Raw genomic sequence first — 20,327 nt, 5'->3', positions numbered from 1 at the left:
CCGTTTTTTTTTGCTATGGTGCCAGGCCGTTCGAGCTGGAACTAGAAGGCGCCGGCGGCACCGGGGAAGACCACGGGGCTCTCGTTGCCGTTGGCGGCGACGCTGGCAACGCCGAACAGATAGTTGTCTATCACCAGATTCTTGAGGGTGAAATTGTCCACCTTGCCGACATAGCGGCTGTGGCTCCATTCGGGCTCGGTGGTCAGGCGCCAGTAGACACGATAGCCGGCCAGGTTCCCCGCATCCGCCAGTTGCCAGCTCAGCCGGGTATCGGCCGAGACCTCACCTTGTATCTTGACCGCTTCCGGCGGCGCCGGGGCCCAGGCCATGGACGCCAGGCTGACGGCATTGAGCGCGGTCAGCTTGGCGTTGAAGTCGAAATCCACCCCAGCCAGCACATCACCGTAGGCTATGCCGTTCTCGACCCTGATGTCCTGGTGCTGGCGGTTGTAGTTCTCGTTGGTCTCCATGATGCGCACCGCCGCCAGCCCGGCCTTGTTGAAGGGCAGGTGGTGGCCGCCGCGGCCGAACCTGTCGAGGCGATACACCAGCATCACATCCAGGTTGCTGAGGTATTGATCCGCCAGGCTCTTGATCTTGCGCGCCAGGTTGCGTGAGGCCGAGTCGTTCTCGCCGCCACTGAAATAACGCTCCCTGGCCTCCGCCGGCGTCTCGGCGATGCGCACCCCTTCGGAGAATACCCGTACGCTGTGGTTGTCCTTGACGCCATTGATGCCGTCGATATTGCCTATCATGTCGTTGTTGAGCACGGCTTTGATCCGCCAGTCATGTTCCCTGGCATACTTGGCCAGGGTGGCACCGCCGTACAGGCCCTGCTCCTCGCCGGAGAGCACGGCATAGACGATAGTGCCGTCGAACTGGTATTGGGACAGCAGCCGCGCCGCCTCCAGGGTGCCGGCGACTCCTGAGGCGTTGTCGTTGGCGCCCGGGGCGTCGGAGGCGGCGTCCAGCACATCCGAGACCCGCGAGTCGAGATCGCCGCTCATCAGCACTACCCGCCTGGGATCCTGTTTGCCCCTCTGGATGGCGATCACATTGACCACTTCCGTGGGCTTGGGAATGCGCTTGCCCGAGACAGTCTCGCCGACCCTGACTATTTCCAGGCAGTTGCCGCACTGGCTGGAGATGCGCTCGAACTCGGCCTGCACCCAGCGGCGGGCGGCGCCTATGCCGCGGCTGCCGGATTGGGTTTCCGACAGGGTATGGCGGGTGCCGAAGCCCACCAGTGTCTCTATGTCGGCGCGGATCCGCGCCGCGCTGGCGCCCTCGGCTATGTCATACAGGCGCAGATCTTCGCCGGCGGGAACGCCCGGGGCGGCGGCTTGGGCCCGAGGCACAGCGGCGAGCCAAAGGGGGGCGACAAAGGCGGCGCCGAGCAGCAGTGGCTTGAGGCGGTGGCGGGACTGTGATGGCATATTGACCTCTTGTTAGCTTTCTTGGGATCTGGGTGCATGGACGGGATGCGGTGCGCTAACGACTCTAACAAAGAAGCCGCCATCTGGGGGAGGCGGCTGTGGGTTCAATTGTTAGTAGATATTGCAGGCGAGCGTCGCCGCTGCAGCCGGCTCAGCGTTTGACTTGCCAGTGCCAGCTCGGAGTGCTGAGCAGATCTTGCCCGAGGATCTGGGTCTCGCCCAGGCGTTTGTCCAGCGCCAGGCAGTTGCAATGCTCGAACTGGGTCAAGGCGTTGATCAGGCGATTGGCATGGGAGACCACCCACAGCTGACTCCTGTCCGAGGCCAGGGCGATGAGCCGTGCCAGCGCCGGCAGCAGATCCGGATGCAGGCTGGTTTCCGGCTCGTTGAGCACCATCAGCTCGGGTGGCCTGGGGGTGAGCAGGGCGGCGATCAGCAGCAGGTATCTGAGGGTGCCATCGGACAGCTCGCCGGTATTGAGCGGCCGCAGCAGTCCCTGCTGATAGAAATGCAGCCGCAACATGCCGTTGGCCTCAGGGACTATGGCTATGCTGGCGCCGGGAAAGGCATCGGCGACCGCATGATCCAGGGCCTCCTTGTCACCTATCTCGAAGATGGTCTGGATGGCCGAGACCAGATCGCGGCCGTCATGGTGCAACACCTGGGTGTGGGTGCCCAGTTGCAGGCGTCTGGCGGGGGCGTCGCCGTCGGTACGGAAATGATCGTAGAAACGCCAGGCGCGTATGCTCTCCCTGAGCCTGAGCACTTCCGGGGTACGCTCGGGATCGGCCAACTCGGAGAAGATGCTGTCGCCGTGTTGCATCTGCATGTCCAGCGCCAGCCAGCCGCGACCGTCGGCGCTGCGGGCCTTGACCAGGGCACCGCGGCGCTCGAGCAGCAGGCTAGAGGGGCGATAGCGGGGGCCGCACCAGATGGCCTCGCGTTTCACCTGGGGATCCAGGCCGAACAGGCTGGTGGAATCGGGTTTGGGCAGGCCCAGTTCTATCAGGTAGCCGAAGTCGTCGCCGGCGAAGCCCAGCTTGAGGCGTTTGGGCGCCTGACGCACAGTATCTTCTATCGGCATCTCGCCCGTCAGCATGCTCCTGCTGAGCCGCTCTGGACCGGCCCAGAAGCTGGAGCCCAGGCCACCATCCTGGGCGAGGGCGGCCACCACGCCGCCACTGGCCGTGTGCGCCAGCAGCCTCAAGGCCTTGTAGAGGTTGGACTTGCCACTGCCGTTGGCCCCTGTGACCAGGTTGAGGCGCCCAAGCGGCAGGACGACATCGCGCAGCGAGCGATAATTGTAGATGGCGAGTGTGGTGAGCATGGGATCCCTATCCTGGCTGAGGCCGCAGCCGGCTATGATAGCGCCGCTGGCCCCTGGCGCAAGGTGAGGCCGAGGTTAAACCAAGACCTGCTGCAGCACCCGCTGCCAGTTGCCGCCCATGAATCTGTCCCTGTCGGTGGCCTTGAATCTGGCCTTGGCCAGGGCATCATCTATGCGACTCATGCGTTCTATGTGGTTCAGCTCGGGGATCACCACATGCCGGGGCTCGCGCTCGAAGCCGAGCACATGCTTGGCGGCCAGGCTATGCCACCACTCCAGGTATTCCTTGACGCCCTCGGCGTTGTCGTTGTTCAGCTTCAGCAGGTTTTCCTGGCCCCGCAGCGGGAAGTCGTTGGCTATGGCTGCCGCCTCGACGCCGCCGACATTGGCGACATGCTCCAGCTGGCGGATATAGTCGTCCAGCGTCGGCGGATTCCTGTAGGTGAGCCAGAAGCTCATCATGAACACCCCGAACACCCCGCCGCTGTCGCCTATGGCGCGGATCACCTCATCGGGTGAGCAGCGGGCATGCTTGACCAGGGCTCGGGCGGCGCCGTGGCTCTGGATGATGGGCGCGCTGGAGGCCTTAACGGCATCGAGCGCCGTCTGCGGGCTGGAGTGGCTGACATCCACCAGCATGTTGACTTCATTGAGGCGGGCAATCAGCTCACGGCCCCTGGCGGTCAGCGGCTTGTTGAGGCCGCCGTTGGCGTCGAAGTCCAGGGCGCCGCCGGCGTACTCGTTGCCGTAGTGATGGGTCAGCTGCAGCACCCTCAGCCCCTGGCGGTGAAACTCCTCTACCAGGTTCAGATCGCCCTCGACACAGTCGGCCCCCTGGATCTGGAAGAACACAGCTGTGCGTTGTGAGTCGAGGGCGGCGTCGATGTCAGTGCCTTTCTCGCCCAACAGCAGTATCTGCGGATTATCCGCCACCCTCTGCCTGGCCTGCTTGATGCTGGCCATGCAGGCCTTATAGGTGCGTTTGTAGTTGGTGGTGCCGTCGAGCTGTTTGATGGCCTCTATGTCGGAGACGTCGCAGATGAAGGCGTCGAGGCCGGAGGCTTTGACATCCGCAAGATCGTCCGGCAGGAAGCTCAGACCGTCGATGTAGGGATGCCTGCGGACGGCGCCCTGGGCGGAGAAGGCCGGCAGTTGGCTCAGCAGCGTGGCTGCCCCCAGGCCCTTGAGTAGCTGTCGACGATGAAGATCGCATGCCTTGATCATTTTGTGTCCCTGTTAGATGGTCGGGCCGCGGCAGTCTTATGTCTGCCCGGCCGAGAACTGTTGCCTTTATACCCTATTTCGAGTACTCGGGTCTTGGATAGTTACGCCAATTGCTTGGCCAAGTTATTCAGTGCCATCAATGGCTTTCGCCGCGCAGGCCGCAACACCCGGTCGAACTCGTTAGGCTGGCAGTCTGTATCTCGGCCACGAGATCCCGGGCGCCGTTGGTGGTATGCAGCTTGTGTCATTCGGGAATACCGCGCAACGGGTTGATGACCTGCGAGCTCGACCTGCCTATGACCTCTATGAGCATGATGGCCTGTGCCACGGGAGACCTTGAGGATCTCGGCCAGCTTGGCAATGGGTGCCCTGCCAGCTTTACGCAGTATAGCAATGAGTTCCCTACCCAATGAGTCGTAGACGTGGAGCTGGGGTTGTTGGTCCTTCAAGGGCGGCTCCTGGCAGATGGCATCATGCTGGTTACCATAATGCCAAAAACTGGCCCAAATGTTGTGATATTTTTGTATTCCTGGCTGTCGCTGCCATAGCGCTGGCCTGTGGCCCGGTGCGCTGCATGCTGGCGGGCATACATCTGTCGCCCGGGTAGGCTATTTTTGCGTCGGCGGGGAGAATAGGGTTAAGCTCGTTTTCCCATCATTGAAAAAGGACTGTGCATCATGTTGAGCCTAATAGATCCCATCAATAATCTGCTGTGGGGGGAAGGACAGGTCCTCATCTATCTCCTGGTTGCCGCCGGTATCTGGTTCACTGTCAGGTTGAGGTTCGTGCAGCTGCGGCACTTCTTGCACATGTTCAGCGTGATGAAAAACAGCACCAGGGACGATGCCTCCGGGATCAGTTCTTTCGAAGCCCTCTGCACCGGCCTGTCGGCGCGCGTGGGTACGGGCAACCTTGCCGGGGTGGCTGTGGCCATCTCCCTCGGCGGCCCGGGTGCCGTGTTCTGGATGTGGGTGATAGCCCTGTTGGGCATGGCGACCGGATTTGCCGAGAGTGTGCTCGGGCAGCTGTACAAGATCCGCGACAGCAAGCAGGAGTTTCGCGGCGGGCCCGCCTATTACATCCAGATGGGATTGAACAAACGCTGGCTGTCCATTACCTTCGCCGTCTGCCTGTTCCTGGGGTACGGTTTCAGCTTCAGTGCCATGCAGGCCAACACCATCACAGATGCGCTCAATTACAGCTACGGCATCCCCCGTCTCTGGGCCGGCCTGGTCATAGCCGTGGTGGCCGGCTTCATAGTCACGGGCGGTTTGCGCCGCGTCGCCCACTTCGCCGAGATAGTGGTTCCCTTCATGGGTGTCGGCTACATACTGGTGGCCCTGAGCATCACTGTGATGAACATCTCCCTGCTCCCGGACGTGCTTTACGGCATCTTCAGCTCCGCCTTCGGTCTGCAGGAAGCCGGCGCCGGCGCCCTGGGCGCCGCCATTAAAAATGGCGTGCAGCGTGGTCTCTATTCCAACGAAGCCGGTGCCGGCAGCGTGCCCCACGCGGCGGCGGGGGCCTCGCCTTACCCCAATCACCCCGTCACCCAGGGGTTCGTGCAAATGCTGGGGGTGTTTTTCGATACCCTGGTGCTCTGCACTTGTACCGCCGTCATGGTGTTGCTGGCGGGGGGAAGCTACAGCGGTGAAATGGAAGGCATTCGCATGATCCAGGATGCCATGACAGTGCATATGGGGGGCGCGGGCACCCACTTCGTGTCCCTGGCCATTACCCTGTTCGCCTTCTCATCCGTGGTCGCCAATTATGCCTATGCGGAGAGCAACCTGCACCTGTTCAAGCTGGACAACAGGAAGGGCCGCATCGGCTATACGGCGCTGTATTTGGGCATGGTGGTGTGGGGTTCCAATGCGTCACTCAAGCAGGTGTGGGCGCTGGCGGACATGTCGCTGGGGCTGATGACTGTGGTCAATATCATCGCCATCACCCTGCTGACACCCACCATCATAGCCCTGTCCAACCATTACTTCAGCAAGAAGCGCGCCGGGGTATTGCCCGAATACCGGGCGGGTGAGATCCCTATCCAGGGCAAGAGTGAAACCGGGATCTGGTAGGCATGGATCAGCCTTCGGCAGCACAGGCCTTGATGGCCCCGGCCAGGGCATAGAGGCCGTTGGTGCGTGACGGGCTCAGTTGGCCACTGAGCCCCAGGGTGTTGAAGTAGGCATCGGCATCGAAGGCGGCGATCTCCGCCGCGCTCAGCCCCTGGTTCGCCGCCAACAACAGGCCTATCAGCCCCTTGACTATCCTGGCATCGCTGTCGGCGAGAAAGTAGTGTTTGCCCGCCAGCTGCCTGTGATACAGCCAGGCGTTGCTCTCACAGCCCCTGACCTGGGCGGCCTCGACCCTGAACTCGTTGGCGAGCGCGGGAAAGCGTTTGCCCAGCAGCATCAGCTGGCGGTACTTTTCCTGCCAGTTGGGTGCCTGGGCGAACAGCGCCAGGATCTCGGCCTTGGAAGCCAGTGGTGCCAGGAAAGCCGCATCGGGCGGCGAAGTCGAACTCATAACTATTCCTCATAAACATACGGCGGCTAGAGCAGCAGATCTTTGACCTGTTTCAGTGCCTGGATGAAACGCGCTATATCAGCCTTGTTGCTGTAGATCCCCAGCGACGCCCGGCAGCAACCCTTCAGCCCCAGGCTCTGCATCAGCGGCATGGCGCAATGATGGCCGCAGCGCACCGCAACCCCCTGTTGATCCAATAAGATGCCCACATCCTGGTGATGTTCGTCGGCGAGGTTGAAGGCCACGGCCCCCAGGTTGTCGACATGGGCGCCATAGAGATGCACGCCTTCTATGCTGCTCAGCTGCTGCTGCAGATGCTGCAGCAGGGCTTGTTCCTGTGCCTGGAGTTCGGCCCTGGGCAGTGAATTCAAGAAGTCGATGGCCGCTCCCAGGCCTATGACCTCGGCGATCGGCGGCGTGCCTGCCTCCAATCTATTGGGCAGGGCGCCAAATTCCGTGGCCTCGAAGCTGACTGTCTTGATCATCTCACCGCCGGTGAGCAGCGGCGTCAGGCCGTCGAGCACCTCATACCTGCCATAGAGGACGCCGACCCCGGTCGGGCCATACATCTTGTGGCCGGAGAAGGCATAGAAGTCGCAATCCAGCTGGGACACATCCACAGGCATATGGGCCACCGCCTGGGCGCCATCCACCAGGGTCAGTGCGCCTGCGGCCTTGGCGCGCTTGATGAGAGACGGCAGCGGATTGATTATGCCAAGGGCATTGGATACATGCCCCAGGGCGACTATCTTCGGCTTGAGCGCCAGCAGGGCATCGAAGGCGGCCTCGTCCAGACGACAATCCCGGGTCAGCGGAATGGGTTTTATCCGGGCGCCGCAGCGCTCGGCCAGCATCTGCCAGGGCACTATGTTGGCGTGGTGGGCGGCGCCGTCCAGCAGTATGAGATCGCCTGGCTGCAATTGTTTGCTTAGGCCGTTGGCCACCAGGTTGATGGCTTCCGTGGTGCCATGGGTGAAGATGATCTCCTCACGCCGGTTTGCCTTGATGAACTGCTGCAGCTTATCGCGCACCGCCTCGTAGCCCTGGGTGGCGCGGGCCGACAGGCTGTGGGCGGCCCTATGCACATTGGCATTATCCTGTTGATAATAGGCCGTCATGGCATCCAGTACGCACTGGGGTTTCTGACTGGTGGCGGCGGTATCCAGATAACACAGGGGGTGATCCGCCAGTGTTTGCTCTAGAACGGGAAATTGTGCGCGCAGCTGTGCATGTGTCATCGAATGTGTCTAACCCAAGGTCTGTAAACAGGCCGAAAAATAAAGAGGCGCTGAGATCTTCAGTGATCTTAGCGCCTATTGCAAGCCGGTGTTTGGCCGCGTCGGCCCGATTGCCTAGGGGCAGGGCAGGCGGAATTGCTCCGACAGGGCGTTCAGCCTGAGCAAGAGCTCGGCCGACAGGCTCACCCCGGCGCTGGCGATATTCTCCTTGAGCTGGGGCAGGGTGGTGGCCCCTATGATGTTGGCACCGACGAAGGGGCGGGAGTTGACGAAGGCCAGTGCCATCTGCGCCGGACTGAGGTTAAACTCCCGCGCCAGTTCGACATAGGCCCGGGTCGCATCCAGTGCCTGTTGTGAGCCCGTGTAGCGGGCGAAGCGCTTGTATAGGGTCAGGCGCGCGGCTGCGGGCCATTGGCCGTCGAGGTATTTGCCGCTGAGGGCGCCGAAGGCCAGCGGCGAGTAGGCCAGCAGCGGCAACTCTTCCCTGTGGCTGATCTCGCTCATGCCCACCTCGAAGCTGCGATTGAGCAGATTGTAGGGGTTCTGCACACTGACTATGCGGGGCAGATCGTGTTTCTCCGCCAGTTGCAGATACTTCATCAATCCCCATGGGGTCTCGTTGGAGACCCCTATGTAGCGCACCTTGCCCTGGCGTATGATCTCCGCCAGCGCCTCCAGGGTATCCAGGATAGGTGTCTGTTGTTCATGCTCGGCCTGTTCATAAAACAGCTCGCCGAAGAAATTGGTATTCCTGTGGGGCCAGTGGATCTGGTACAGATCTATGGTGTCGACGCCCAGGCGCTCCAGCGAGGCATCGACGGCCTGATGGATATTGCGCCAGTCCAGCGCCATCTTGTCGCGTATGTAATCGCCCTTGCCACCCGGAGCGGCTATCTTGGTGGCGATCACCAGCTTATTGCGGTTGCCGCGGGCCTTGAGGTAATTGCCCAGGATGCGCTCTGTCTCGCCCTGGGTCTCGGGTTTGGGGGGCACAGGGTACATTTCGGCCGTGTCGATGAAATTGATGCCTGCGCCTATGGCGTAATCCAACTGCTCGAATGCCTGTGCCTGGGTGTTCTGCTCTCCCCAGGTCATGGTGCCCAGGCATAGCTTGCTGACGTCGAGACTCGAATGAGGTATGCGTCTGTATTCCATCTATTTCTCCTATGGAATTGTCCTAAAGCTGAGGCTAGCAAGCTTTTGGATGAAAGCAAAGATGAAAGCGCCCCGGCATTGGCGCCGCATCGCCCAGGGGCGGGATTAGCCTAGCCTGGTCCTTGGGCACCGAATGTCAGCAGCATGGGCAGTTCGCAGGCGTCGTGGCCCGTAGCGCCGAGCGGCGCGTCCAGGTGCTCGAAGCCGAGCGACTCGTAGAGTCTGACGGCTTCCTTGAGGCAGGCGGTGGTTTCCAGATAGCAGCTGTCATAGCCCTGGTCGCGGGCGAACGCCAGCGCCAGCAAGGCCAGTCGTCGGGACAGCCCCAGGCCCCTGATGGCAGGTAAAAAATACATCTTCTGCAGCTCACATACCCCGGCTTGTCCTGCCAGCGGCGCTATGCCGGCGCCGCCCAGCACCCTGGCTTCCCGGGTGATCACCCAGTAATTGGCGCCCGCTTGACGGTAAATCCGGCTCAGGCAATCCAGGGTAGGGTCGGCGACGCTGTAGCCCTTATCCGCCCCCAGACCGTATTCGGCCGAGACCTCACGTATGACCCCGGCTATGGCGGCATCATCGCCGGCTTGCAACTCGCGTATGACGACCTGAGCCGTGGCGGCTCCGGGAGCCAGGTCGGCATTGGCCCGGCTCGCCGGCTTAGGCTTGGTTTCAGACATGGGTTGCTCCTCGGGATTCATACTGCTTCAGGGCCTGGGGTCTAGGGCTTGGGGTCTGGGGCTTGGGGCTAGTACCATTGTGGATTCAACATGGGGGCCAGCGCCAGGATGATCGCCTGGGTGTAGATGCTCTCCCGGGTCGCATGTCCCTGGGTGAGCAGGCCTATGGCCCCGCCTTGCTGCTTGATGTTGACCGTGTTGAAGAGCCTGTCCATCACATGGCCCAGTTCTTCGCCGGCCAGCAGCGCCTGATGCACCTTGGGCGGCAACGGCAGCAGGGCGCTGCGGCCTATGGAGAGCTGCTCCGCCCTGGCGATGGCGATATAGGCGAAGGTTGCAGGACCATGGTCGAACGCATCGACCCCGCCTTCCATCGCCAGATAGAAGTCGGCCTCGACCGCCTGTTGGCAGAAGCGCACCCTGTTGATGGCGCCTTCCCGGGTCTCGGTTTCCGTCATCGGCTGCTCGGCGACGCCCGAAGGGGCATGCATGCCCTGGCAGTCTATGTTGGCCTGGGGAAAGACCTGTGTCAGGGCGTTGCGGGCCGCGTTGACTTTTACCGGGTTGGTCGAGCCGACCCGCACCCGAATATTGGCTTGTTGCATGGCGTGTATTTTCTCTCGGTTGCTGGTTTCACATGTCTCGGCAGGCGCCAGGGTCCCAATCAGGCCGTTGGCTTTTCTTCATACATGAGGTAGTAGCTCTGCTCCATGCCGAGCGCCTGGTAGGTCTGCTGCGCCCTGGTGTTTTCCTGCTCCACATAGAGGCGGAAACTGGCGGCGCCGCCGTTGGCCGCGGCGAGTTCTTTGACGCGCTGATACAGGCGGCCATAGATGCCCTGGCGACGGTTCTCGGGGCGGATATAGACGCTCTGGATCCAGTAATAATCCTTGGCGCGCCAGTCGCTCCACTCGAAAGTCACCAGCAATGAACCTGCTATCTCGCCGGCTATCTCGGCCACCAGATAGAACCCCTTCTCGGCTCGCTGCAGCAGGGTAGTCACCCCCAGGGTGAGCGTGGCCTCGTCCAGCCGTAAACCTTCGGTTTCTGCGGCCATGGCCTGATTGAATGCCACCAAGGCCGGGACATCGGCGAGTTCGGCTTTACGTATCTGCATCTGGGTTCCTTGTTCTCTTGTCTGGGCTGCGCTCTGGCTTCGGTGCTCTGGCTTCGGTGCTCTGGCTTTGCTGCCATGGCTTGGTTGTTATGCTTGCGGGACACCTTCAGCCGCTACCGCATCGGCGCATGGGACTGCACTTTAGCATGGGACTGCACTTTAGCATGGAACCGCACTTTAGCATGGGACTCGCGGGGCGTAAATTTCCCCTGCAGCGCCCGGGCGGCATACGACCCGGGTCCTGGCCTGCTAAACTTTACTCTGGTGCTGACGGCTTGGATGTTACAGGGCGGGTGATCAGGGTACAGACAGTATGGCGCAGACAGTATGGCACAGATAAGAGACACAGACGGGCATGGCAGCCACCCCCCCGTCAGGGCCGAACCCGGTACCGCCGGGGTGCGGCATCCGCTGCATTTTTGCTTGACGCTGCTGACGTTCGGTCTCTGGGGCATAGTCTGGTGGCGACTCATTCTCAGGGACGAAGGCAAGGCGGCCTCCTGGTTTTGCGGCTTCGACGACGCCTATTGGAGTTACCTTATCGAGCGGGAGCAACCGCCGGCGGCCCTGCATAGTCTCAGCATAGGCGCCAAGGCCAGTGGCCGGTTTTCAGCCTGAACGGGAATATCTGTCCTTAGAAAAGCACGCTCAGACAAGAACGGCGCCGCAGTTGCGGCGCCGTTCTTCAATCATTGTTGTTCCTGTCTCAGCAGCAGCAATGGCCTGCCCTTGGCATCCAGCAGGGCTAATTTATCGCCCTTAAGCTCGGCGGCCGCGACCAACACCATCGCCTGCATCAGGCTGCTTTCCTGGGCCATCAAGGCATCGACGCAGGCCTTCATGGTCGTGCCTGCGGGTGCGAGTGTGAGCCTTTCACCTTGCTGTTGGTATTGGCCAAAGAAATTGTTGCAGCTATTGTTGCCCGACAAGCTGCCGTCGGCGGCGAAGCTGAGTTGCGCCGGGCTGTAGTCCAGGACGGCCTTGTCCAATATACGTTCGACATGCCAATGGCCCATCAAGGCGAGATCCTCAACGTCAGGATTTGGGCTGCTTTGGCAGGCTGACAGACCTAAAAGAAGTGTGCCGAGAAAGAGTGTCTGTTTTATCATGATAGATCCTACTGTTTTTGCGGCCTATAGTGTACAAGCTTAACCCCGAATGAAAAGTGGTTTACTCTGGCTTTCGAGATAAAAACTGATGAAAATGCTGAAAATTGTGCATTGGCTTGGATGCTTCATGCTCCTTTGTGGCTCGACTGTATACCTATTGACCGATTGGTCGCTGGAACTGCAGGGCATGCTACTCATCGCCACCTCGATAGGCCTGGGATTGGTGTTCATGTCACCCTATCCTGTGGTCTTGGTTATCGAATGGATGAAGCGCCAGCAAGAGCTTAACTAGCCTGGGATGCGCCCGAGACTCGAGTGGGTTCGGCCTGGCTTGGCTATGGCTGATTTTGATTATGGGTTTGTTGATTGGGTGAAACATAAAGGACTGAAACCGGATGTGGATTAAATCTGAAGTACTGGAAGGTGAATTTGTCGTATTGGAGCCCCTGGCTGAGGCCCATGTGCCGGCGTTGGCACAAGCCGTTCGGGATGGGGAGTCCTGGAAGCTGTGGTTTGCCAATGTGCCCGCGCCCGGGGACATGGGCGCCTATGTCGCCAACGCCATGGCGGCGGCCGCAGACGGCGATATTGCCTATGCCGTGCGGGCAAAAGCCACGGACAAGATTGTCGGCACCACGCGCTACTACCAGGTCGATGCCGGCAACAAGCGCGCCATGCTGGGTTATACCTGGTATGCAGATTCGGTGCGTCGTACCCCAATAAATACCGAGTGCAAATTGTTGCTGCTGAACAACTTGTTCGAGTCCTGTGACGCTATCGCCGTCGAATTCAGGACGCATTTCTTCAATCTGGCCTCCCGCGCCGCCATCGAACGCTTAGGTGCCAAGCAGGACGGCATACTGCGCCATCATATGATAATGAAAGACGGCTCCCTCAGGGACACAGTGATCTATTCCATCGTCGCCGGCGAGTGGCCGGCGGTAAAACGCAATTTACTCAGCAAACTGGGACTCAGTCAGTCGAGCTGAGCACCGGCCAAGGTTCAACCCGGACGGATAGGCTATCCTCAGAGGAGTGTCTTCTCGGATAAGTGAGTGTGCTCTCAGATGGGGCAGTCTATGCTGACGGTATTTTTGGTTAATGGCTTGATCATCGCCCTGGCCGTGCTCATTCACTACGAGTTCCTCTATCGCATGTCTGTGCTGATCCCCAGAATGAAGTTGAAACACAGATTCAGGATAGTCTGCGGCGTGTTTGGCGCCATCATAGCCCACAGCCTGGAGATCTGGCTGTTTGCCCTGGGTTACTATCTGTTGCCACACTTTCGGGACTGGGGGCATCTGAGCGGTAACTTCAGTGGCTCTCTGCTCGATTGTGTTTATTTTTCCTATATCAGTTTCACCACTCTGGGGCTGGGTGACATAGTGCCCCATGGGCATATCAGGCATCTGGTTGGCCTCGAAGCCCTGACCGGCCTGCTGCTGATCACCTGGACCGCCTCATTCCTGTATTACGAGATGCAGCGCTATTGGGATAATAGGTGAAGTGCCGGGCTGTCGTTTCGGCAGCATGGCTGGTATCCTGCCGTTAAATTCAGCCCTAGAGGCAGCTTGTAACTATGTTCCACATCAGATTGGCCAGAGCGGAGGATGCCGATACCCTGGCACGGCTGGAGCGCCAGTACCTCAAGGATGAGCTGGCGGCAGGCAGTGGCGAGGGCTTTCAGGGCCAGGCCTTCTCCAGGGCCGAGCTTGGCGAGTTGATCCAAAACCACTGGCTGCTGGTGGCTGAGCTGGCCGGTGAGATAGTGGCCTATGTGATCGCCGGTCGCTGGCAGTTTTTCGAGACCTGGCCCATCTACCGGGCGCTGTTGCAGCGCTTGCCCAGGCTAACGGCCGATGATCCCGCACTCGGTGGCAAGCATGGTCTCAGCCGCAGCAACACCTGCCAATATGGCCCTGTGTGGATTAAGAAAGAGTGCCGGGGCCAGGGGATCTTCGAGGCCCTGCTGGCGCGCTTGAGGCAAGAAGTGGCGCCGAGTTTCCCCTATATGCTGACCTTCATCGCCGAAGATAATCAGCTGTCCTATGCGGCGCATGCGGGTAAGGGCAAGATGCGGGTGCTGGATTATTTCGGCTTCGCCGGCCGGGACTATTATCTGCTCCTGAGCGAGTCGAGCTGAGCCCGGCGCTGGTGCCAAGAATAGACAGACATAAAAAAACCGCCCATGGGCGGTTTTTTTAGTATGACTGCGGTCAGGCTCGATTACAGACCCGCGTCGGCGCGCAGGGCTTCGGCCTTATCCGTTTGTTCCCAAGGGAACTCGTTGCGGCCGAAGTGGCCGTAAGCGGCAGTCGCCTGGTAGATGGGGCGGGCCAGGTTGAGCATTTCGGTCAGGCCGTAAGGGCGCAGATCGAAGTGCTGACGCACCAGTTGGATCAACCGCTCTTCGGATATCTTGCTGGTACCGAAGGTTTCTATGCTGATGGAGGTTGGCTCGGCCACGCCTATGGCGTAAGACACCTGCAACTCACAACGGGCTGCCAGGCCGGCGGCGACCAGGTTCTTGGCCACGTAACGGGCGGCGTAGGCGGCGCTGCGGTCAACCTTGGAGGGATCTTTACCCGAGAAGGCGCCACCACCGTGACGGGCCATGCCGCCGTAGGTGTCGACTATGATCTTACGCCCGGTCAGGCCGCAATCGCCCATGGGGCCGCCGATAACGAAACGCCCAGTCGGGTTGATGAAGAACTTGGTGTCCTTGTTCAACCATTGTGACGGCAGCACCGGCTTGATGATGGTTTCCATCACGCCTTCGATCAGCTCGCTCTGGCTGACGCTGTCGCAATGCTGGGTCGACAGCACTATGGCGTCTATGCCGGCAATCTGGCCATCTTCATAGGCGAAGGTGACCTGGCTCTTGGCATCCGGACGCAACCAGGACAGGGTGCCATCCTTACGGACTTCGGACTGACGCTTCACCAATGCGTGGGCATAGGTAATAGGTGCAGGCATCAAAATATCGGTTTCGTTACTGGCGTAACCAAACATCAGCCCCTGATCGCCGGCGCCTTGCTCACGGGGATCGGCCCTGTCTACACCCTGGTTGATATCGGGTGATTGCTTGCCTATGGCGTTCAATACCGCACAGGAATCGGCATCGAAGCCCATATCCGAGTGGGTGTAGCCTATGTCGCGTACCGTCTTGCGGGTCAGCTCTTCTATGTCGACCCAGGCAGAGGTGGTGACTTCACCACCGACCAATACCATGCCTGTCTTGACATAGGTTTCACAGGCGACGCGCGCCTTGGGATCTTGCGCCAGAATGGCGTCGAGCACAGCATCAGAGATCTGATCTGCAATTTTATCGGGATGACCTTCTGAGACCGACTCAGAGGTGAACAAGTGCTTTGCCATAATTAGGAAAATCTCGCCAGTAACAATTTAAACGTGTAGAAGCATCTACATCTAGACGGCCATTTTAGTGGAAATCGCCTGCCATGACACCCCCCAGAGCGAATATTTGTGCAATATCCCCCCAAGTTATGACTCGGGTAGGGGGGCTTCAACTGGGCGGATATGCTTTACCCGGCTGAATTCTATCGTGTTTTCATCTTGCCTGCGCCGCGCCGTCGCCTAAGCCGCCCCAGGCAAAACCCGGGCAAAAGTAGCCCCCGAGTGGGCTAGTGCCGGCCTTGGCCTCCATGGCGGGCAGCCAGCCAGGTCTGCAATCGGCCGATGATTAACATTTACCCTTGATAATCAACACATTTATTTAACGCTGTTTTCACTGTGGCCAGGTCCGTCTTGGGCATGGGCCGAGCTCAGGCCTTTGCCAGCCGGCGCCGGGAGAACCCGGGCGCGAATTTTAATTTGCGTCACGGGGCCGGGTAGGGGAAAATATGGCTCCAAATTGCCCGCTAGACCTCACACACAAGCAGGAGAGAGCATGTCTTCCCGTAAAGAACTCGCAAACGCTATCCGCGCCTTAAGTATGGACGCAGTTCAAAAAGCCAATTCCGGCCACCCAGGCGCCCCCATGGGTATGGCGGATATCGCTGAAGTGCTGTGGAATGATTTCCTCAAGCACAACCCGAACAACCCAAAATGGGCAGACAGGGACAGATTCATCCTCTCCAACGGTCATGGCTCCATGCTGATCTACTCTCTGCTGCATCTCACAGGCTATGCGCTGCCGATAGAAGAACTGAAGCAATTCCGTCAGTTGCATTCCAAGACTCCGGGCCACCCTGAATACGGTTATACCCCAGGGGTAGAAACCACCACAGGCCCGCTGGGCGCAGGCATAAGCAATGCCGTGGGCATGGCGATCGCCGAGAAAACCCTGGCGGCGCAGTTTAACCGCCCGGGTCACGACATAGTAGATCACTTCACCTATTGCTTCCTCGGCGACGGCTGCCTGATGGAAGGCATCTCTCACGAAGCCTGTTCACTGGCCGGTACTCTGGGCCTGGGCAAGCTTATCGCCTTCTGGGATGACAACGGCATCTCCATCGACGGTCACGTCGAAGGCTGGTTCACAGACGATACCCCCAAGCGCTTCGAAGCTTACGGCTGGCATGTGATCGCCGGCGTCGACGGCCACGACAGCGACGCCATTCGCGCCGCCATCGAAGCCGCCAAGGCGGTCACCGACAAGCCGACCATGATCTGTTGCAAGACCATCATAGGCTTCGGTTCGCCAAACAAATCCGGCAGCCACGATTGCCACGGCTCGCCACTGGGTGATGCCGAAATCGCCGCCGCCCGCGAATTCCTCGGTTGGCATTACCCTCCGTTTGAGATCCCTGCCGATGTCTACGCAGGTTGGGATGCCAAGGCTGCGGGTGATGCCCGTGAAGCCGCCTGGAACGACAAGCTGGCCGCCTACAAGGCCGCCTTCCCCGAGTTGGCCGCCGAGTACGAGCGCCGGGTGCTGAAGGGCGAATTGCCTGCCGACTTCGATGCCAAGGCCCAGGCCTTCATCCAGGAATGTCAGGACAAGGCCGAAGGCATCGCCAGCCGTAAAGCCTCGCAAAATGCCATAGGTGCCTTCGGCGCCATGCTGCCAGAGCTGCTGGGCGGCTCGGCGGATCTGGCCGGCTCCAACCTGACCCTCTGGTCAGGCTCCAAGGGCATCCAGGACGATCCTGCCGGTAACTACATCTATTACGGTGTGCGTGAATTCGGCATGAGCGGCATAATGAACGGTGCCTCGCTGCATGGTGGTTTCATCAACTATGGCGCGACCTTCATGATGTTCATGGAATACGCCCGCAATGCGGTACGTATGTCGGCCCTGATGGGCATACAGAACATCTTCGTCTATACCCATGACTCCATAGGTCAGGGTGAAGATGGCCCGACCCACCAACCCGTTGAGCAACTGGCTAACCTGCGTATGACGCCTAACATGGCGGTATGGCGCCCTTGCGATGCGGCCGAAACCGCCGTGGCCTGGAAAAACGCCATCGAACGTCGCAGCGCACCGACATCCTTGGTGTTCAGCCGTCAAAACCTCAAGGCCCAGGCCCGCAGCGCCGAGCAGTTGGCCAACGTCGCCAAGGGCGGTTATGTGCTCAAAGATTGCGCCGGCACGCCGGATGTTATCCTGATCGCCACCGGCTCTGAAGTACAGCTGGCGGTCGATGCCGCCGCTGCCCTGACGGAGCAAGGCAAACAGGTGCGCGTCGTGTCCATGCCGTCGACCACTGAGTTCGACAAGCAAGATGCGGCCTACAAGGAAGCCGTGTTGCCACGCGCCGTCGGCAAGCGTGTCGCCATCGAAGCGGCTCACAGTGACTTCTGGTGCAAGTATGTCGGTTTCGACGGTGCCGTGGTTGGCATGACGACCTTCGGCGAGTCTGCCCCGGGCGGCGTGCTGATGCAGCACTTCGGCTTCACAGTGGAAAATGTGGTGAACACAGTTAACGCACTGAACTAATGAGTGCCGGGTGCAAAAGGTTAAACTTTTGTACCTTTAATCTGTATAATACGGCCTGCAATCAGTTGCAGGCCGTTTTTGTATCCGAAAAGCAATATGAGAGGAAGCTGAGACCTCAATGATCCGTGTCGCAATCAATGGCTATGGCCGTATCGGTCGTTCAATTCTTCGTGCCTTATATGAGTCTGGCAAGCGTCAAGAGATCCAGATAGTGGCCATCAACGAACTGGCCAAGCCCGAAGCCATAGCGCACCTGACCCAATACGACACCACCCACGGGCGTTTCCAGAGCCGGGTCAAGCTGGGTGACGGGCAGTTGCTGATAGGCGATGATGCCATCAAGCTGCTGCATGAGACCGATCCCGCCAAGCTGCCCTGGGGTGAGCTGGACATAGACATAGTCTATGAAGCCACGGGGGCCATCATAGACAGGCAGAGCTGCGAGGCCCATGTGCTCGCAGGCGCCAGGCAAGTGCTGATTGCCCATCCATCGTCCAACGATGTCGACGCCACCATAGTCTATGGCGTCAACCATGACTTGTTGCGCCCTGAGCATACGGTCGTCTCCAATGCCTCCTGTACCACCAACTGTATCGTGCCCGTTATCGACGTGCTCGACCGGCGTTTTGGTGTCAAGAGTGGTGCCATCACCACCATCCACTCGGCGATGAACGACCAACAGGTGATAGACGCCTATCATGACGACTTGCGCCGTACTCGGGCCGCGGGTCAGTCCATCATACCTGTAGATACCAAGTTGGCCCGCGGCATAGAGCGCATATTGCCGCACATGAAAGACAAGTTCGAAGCCATCTCGGTACGGGTACCTACCATCAATGTGACCGCCATAGACCTGTCCGTGACCCTGGAGAAGCGGGTCGACATAGAGACGGTCAACAATGTGCTGGAGTTGGCGGCCAGTGGCAGTTTCAACGCCATTCTCGGCTATACCAACGAGCCTCTGGTGTCATGCGACTTCAACCATGATCCCAGATCCAGCATAGTCGATGGCACCCAGACCCGGGTCAGTGCCGGCCATCTGGTGAAGTTATTGCTCTGGTGCGACAACGAGTGGGGGTTTGCCAACCGCATGCTGGACACCAGCCTGGCGATGATCCAGGCCAAACTCTAGCGGCAATCCAAAGGGGCCATGGGCAGTAAGCCAGAAATAGGCAGTAAGTCAGAAATAGACACCAGGATAAGCGTCGGTGGCCGGGCCTGAATGCCAGGCCGCCGACGAAAACAGAGATTCACGCCGCCGCTTGAGCGGCGCATAAAAGTGAAACCAGTTTGTTTTTCGATTAAAAGGAAGCGTTACTATGGCAATTATCAAGATGGCAGACCTGGAGCTTCAGGGTAAGCGGGTGCTTATTCGTGAAGATCTCAATGTGCCTGTCAGCAAGGGTGTCGTCAGCAGCGATGCGCGCCTGCGCGCCTCACTGCCCACCATCAAGTTGGCGCTGGAGAAGGGCGCCGCCGTGATGGTGATGTCCCACCTGGGCCGCCCAACCGAGGGCGAGTTCAATCCCGAGTTTTCCCTTCAGCCGGTGGTCGATTACCTGGCCAAGGCCCTGGACTGCCCGGTGCGCCTGGCGAACGACTATCTGGATGGCGTCGAGGTTGGCGTCGGTGAAGTGGTGGTATTCGAGAACGTGCGCTTCAATGTCGGCGAGAAGAAGAACGATGAAGCGCTGGCGAAGAAGCTGGCTGCCCTGTGTGACGTCTATGTGATGGATGCCTTCGGCACGGCTCACCGTGCCCAGGCCTCGACCCATGGGGTCGGCCTCTATGCGCCTGTTGCCTGTGCCGGTCCCCTGTTGTCCCAGGAACTCGATGCCTTGGGTAAGGCGATGGATAACCCGGCCCGGCCGCTGGTGGCCATAGTGGGTGGCTCCAAGGTGTCGACCAAGCTGACCGTGCTCGAGAGCCTGTCCGGCATAGTAGATCAGCTGGTGGTGGGTGGCGGCATAGCCAACACCTTCATCGCCGCGGCGGGTTTCAATGTCGGCAAGTCGCTGTATGAGGCCGATCTTATCGACGAAGCCAAGCGTCTGGTGGCCAATGCCCAAAGCCGCGGCGCCGATATTCCTGTGCCGACCGATGTGGTGGTGGCGGCTGAATTCAGCCCAACGGCGGCTGCGACCCTCAAGCCGGTCGCCGAGGTGGCCGACAACGAGATGATCTTCGACATAGGCCCGGACAGCGCCGAAGCACTGGCACAGATCATCGCCGGCGCCGGGACCATAGTCTGGAATGGCCCGGTCGGGGTGTTCGAATTCGATCAGTTCGGTGAAGGCACCAAGCGCATCGCCCAGGCGATCGCCGATTCCAAGGCCTTCTCCATCGCCGGCGGTGGTGACACCCTGGCGGCAGTGGACAAATATGGCATTGCCGATAAAGTGTCTTATATTTCTACCGGCGGCGGTGCCTTCCTCGAGTTCCTCGAGGGCAAGGAGTTGCCTGCGGTAGCTATGCTTGAAACCCGTGGTGCGTAAGACGCTGCGGTGATAAAAATATAATAAGAAACCGCTCTCCGGCAGGAAAGCCCGGCTCGAATACCGGAGAGCATAAAGATCCATCCAAACGATAGCGACCTAGGTGCACTCGTGC

General features: G+C 59.8%; 19 protein-coding genes and 1 pseudogene. 9 read left to right on the top strand and 11 right to left on the bottom strand.

Translation table 11 applies throughout. The features are described from left to right. Positions 1-41 precede the first annotated feature (41 nt). The 3 genes from LZP73_RS05455 to LZP73_RS05445 all read right to left on the bottom strand — a co-directional run bounded on the left by LZP73_RS05455 (position 42) and on the right by LZP73_RS05445 (position 3,987). Positions 42-1,436, bottom strand: a complete 1,395-nt coding sequence (locus LZP73_RS05455; protein WP_234233453.1) for a M28 family metallopeptidase — start codon at positions 1,434-1,436, stop codon at positions 42-44. Positions 1,437-1,587: 151 nt separating this feature from the next. Beyond that, a complete protein-coding gene (locus tag LZP73_RS05450) occupies positions 1,588-2,763 on the bottom strand; it encodes an AAA family ATPase (protein WP_234233452.1) in 1,176 nt (391 codons plus the stop codon). 75 nt (positions 2,764-2,838) lie between these two features. Further along, positions 2,839-3,987, bottom strand: a complete 1,149-nt coding sequence (locus LZP73_RS05445; protein ID WP_234233450.1) for a membrane dipeptidase — start codon at positions 3,985-3,987, stop codon at positions 2,839-2,841. A gap of 674 nt (positions 3,988-4,661) precedes the next feature. Between LZP73_RS05445 and LZP73_RS05440 the strand changes: the two genes are divergently transcribed. Beyond that, entirely contained in the window at positions 4,662-6,065 is a 1,404-nt protein-coding gene (locus LZP73_RS05440; protein ID WP_234234217.1) for an alanine/glycine:cation symporter family protein, read from the top strand. Between the two features lie 7 nt (positions 6,066-6,072). On the opposite strand, the gene LZP73_RS05435 is transcribed toward LZP73_RS05440, so the two are convergent. From LZP73_RS05435 to LZP73_RS05410, 6 genes and pseudogenes are all read right to left on the bottom strand, one after another. Continuing rightward, positions 6,073-6,516 (bottom strand): SufE family protein, encoded by a 444-nt coding sequence (locus LZP73_RS05435; protein ID WP_234233449.1) that lies wholly within the window; start codon positions 6,514-6,516, stop codon positions 6,073-6,075. A gap of 26 nt (positions 6,517-6,542) precedes the next feature. Beyond that, complete coding sequence (locus LZP73_RS05430; RefSeq protein WP_234233448.1) at positions 6,543-7,754, bottom strand: cysteine desulfurase; 1,212 nt, start codon at positions 7,752-7,754, stop codon at positions 6,543-6,545. 114 nt (positions 7,755-7,868) lie between these two features. Beyond that, positions 7,869-8,909, bottom strand: a complete 1,041-nt coding sequence (locus LZP73_RS05425) for an NADP(H)-dependent aldo-keto reductase (RefSeq protein WP_234233447.1) — start codon at positions 8,907-8,909, stop codon at positions 7,869-7,871. A 110-nt stretch (positions 8,910-9,019) separates the two neighbouring features. Beyond that, positions 9,020-9,511 (bottom strand): annotated as a pseudogene (locus tag LZP73_RS05420) (GNAT family N-acetyltransferase); the annotation flags it as partial. Between the two features lie 143 nt (positions 9,512-9,654). Next, on the bottom strand, positions 9,655-10,191 hold the full coding sequence (gene yjjX, locus LZP73_RS05415; protein ID WP_234233443.1) for an inosine/xanthosine triphosphatase: 537 nt from the start codon (positions 10,189-10,191) through the stop codon (positions 9,655-9,657). Positions 10,192-10,250: 59 nt separating this feature from the next. Next, the gene (locus LZP73_RS05410) at positions 10,251-10,703 is read right to left on the bottom strand and encodes a GNAT family N-acetyltransferase (RefSeq protein ID WP_234233441.1); all 453 of its coding nucleotides are present in this window, start codon (positions 10,701-10,703) and stop codon (positions 10,251-10,253) included. 327 nt (positions 10,704-11,030) lie between these two features. Between LZP73_RS05410 and LZP73_RS05405 the strand changes: the two genes are divergently transcribed. After that, positions 11,031-11,321 (top strand): hypothetical protein, encoded by a 291-nt coding sequence (locus LZP73_RS05405; protein ID WP_234233440.1) that lies wholly within the window; start codon positions 11,031-11,033, stop codon positions 11,319-11,321. A gap of 71 nt (positions 11,322-11,392) precedes the next feature. On the opposite strand, the gene LZP73_RS05400 is transcribed toward LZP73_RS05405, so the two are convergent. Beyond that, a complete protein-coding gene (locus LZP73_RS05400) occupies positions 11,393-11,812 on the bottom strand; it encodes an META domain-containing protein (protein WP_234233439.1) in 420 nt (139 codons plus the stop codon). 88 nt (positions 11,813-11,900) lie between these two features. Between LZP73_RS05400 and LZP73_RS05395 the strand changes: the two genes are divergently transcribed. The 4 genes from LZP73_RS05395 to LZP73_RS05380 all read left to right on the top strand — a co-directional run bounded on the left by LZP73_RS05395 (position 11,901) and on the right by LZP73_RS05380 (position 13,955). After that, complete coding sequence (locus tag LZP73_RS05395; protein WP_234233438.1) at positions 11,901-12,104, top strand: hypothetical protein; 204 nt, start codon at positions 11,901-11,903, stop codon at positions 12,102-12,104. Positions 12,105-12,207: 103 nt separating this feature from the next. Beyond that, on the top strand, positions 12,208-12,801 hold the full coding sequence (locus tag LZP73_RS05390; protein WP_234233437.1) for a GNAT family N-acetyltransferase: 594 nt from the start codon (positions 12,208-12,210) through the stop codon (positions 12,799-12,801). Positions 12,802-12,891: 90 nt separating this feature from the next. Then, the gene (locus LZP73_RS05385; RefSeq protein WP_169564718.1) at positions 12,892-13,317 is read left to right on the top strand and encodes a potassium channel family protein; all 426 of its coding nucleotides are present in this window, start codon (positions 12,892-12,894) and stop codon (positions 13,315-13,317) included. Positions 13,318-13,391: 74 nt separating this feature from the next. Beyond that, the gene (locus LZP73_RS05380) at positions 13,392-13,955 is read left to right on the top strand and encodes a GNAT family N-acetyltransferase (protein ID WP_234233436.1); all 564 of its coding nucleotides are present in this window, start codon (positions 13,392-13,394) and stop codon (positions 13,953-13,955) included. Between the two features lie 83 nt (positions 13,956-14,038). Here LZP73_RS05380 and metK read toward each other — a convergent pair whose 3' ends face one another. Continuing rightward, the gene (gene metK / locus LZP73_RS05375; RefSeq protein WP_169564720.1) at positions 14,039-15,190 is read right to left on the bottom strand and encodes a methionine adenosyltransferase; all 1,152 of its coding nucleotides are present in this window, start codon (positions 15,188-15,190) and stop codon (positions 14,039-14,041) included. A gap of 532 nt (positions 15,191-15,722) precedes the next feature. Here metK and tkt point away from each other — a divergent pair. From tkt to LZP73_RS05360, 3 genes are all read left to right on the top strand, one after another. Next, positions 15,723-17,717, top strand: a complete 1,995-nt coding sequence (tkt, locus tag LZP73_RS05370; RefSeq protein ID WP_234233435.1) for a transketolase — start codon at positions 15,723-15,725, stop codon at positions 17,715-17,717. A gap of 118 nt (positions 17,718-17,835) precedes the next feature. Beyond that, positions 17,836-18,849, top strand: coding sequence for an erythrose-4-phosphate dehydrogenase (epd, locus tag LZP73_RS05365; RefSeq protein ID WP_234233434.1), 1,014 nt, complete (start codon positions 17,836-17,838; stop codon positions 18,847-18,849). Positions 18,850-19,036: 187 nt separating this feature from the next. Continuing rightward, a complete protein-coding gene (locus LZP73_RS05360) occupies positions 19,037-20,212 on the top strand; it encodes a phosphoglycerate kinase (protein ID WP_234233433.1) in 1,176 nt (391 codons plus the stop codon). Positions 20,213-20,327 lie beyond the last annotated feature (115 nt).

The sequence above is a fragment of the Shewanella sp. AS16 genome (assembly GCF_021412365.1).
Classification (GTDB): domain Bacteria; phylum Pseudomonadota; class Gammaproteobacteria; order Enterobacterales; family Shewanellaceae; genus Shewanella; species Shewanella salipaludis.
Note: the sequence above shows the minus strand (reverse complement) of the source record. Positions and strands in the feature narration are given on the sequence as shown.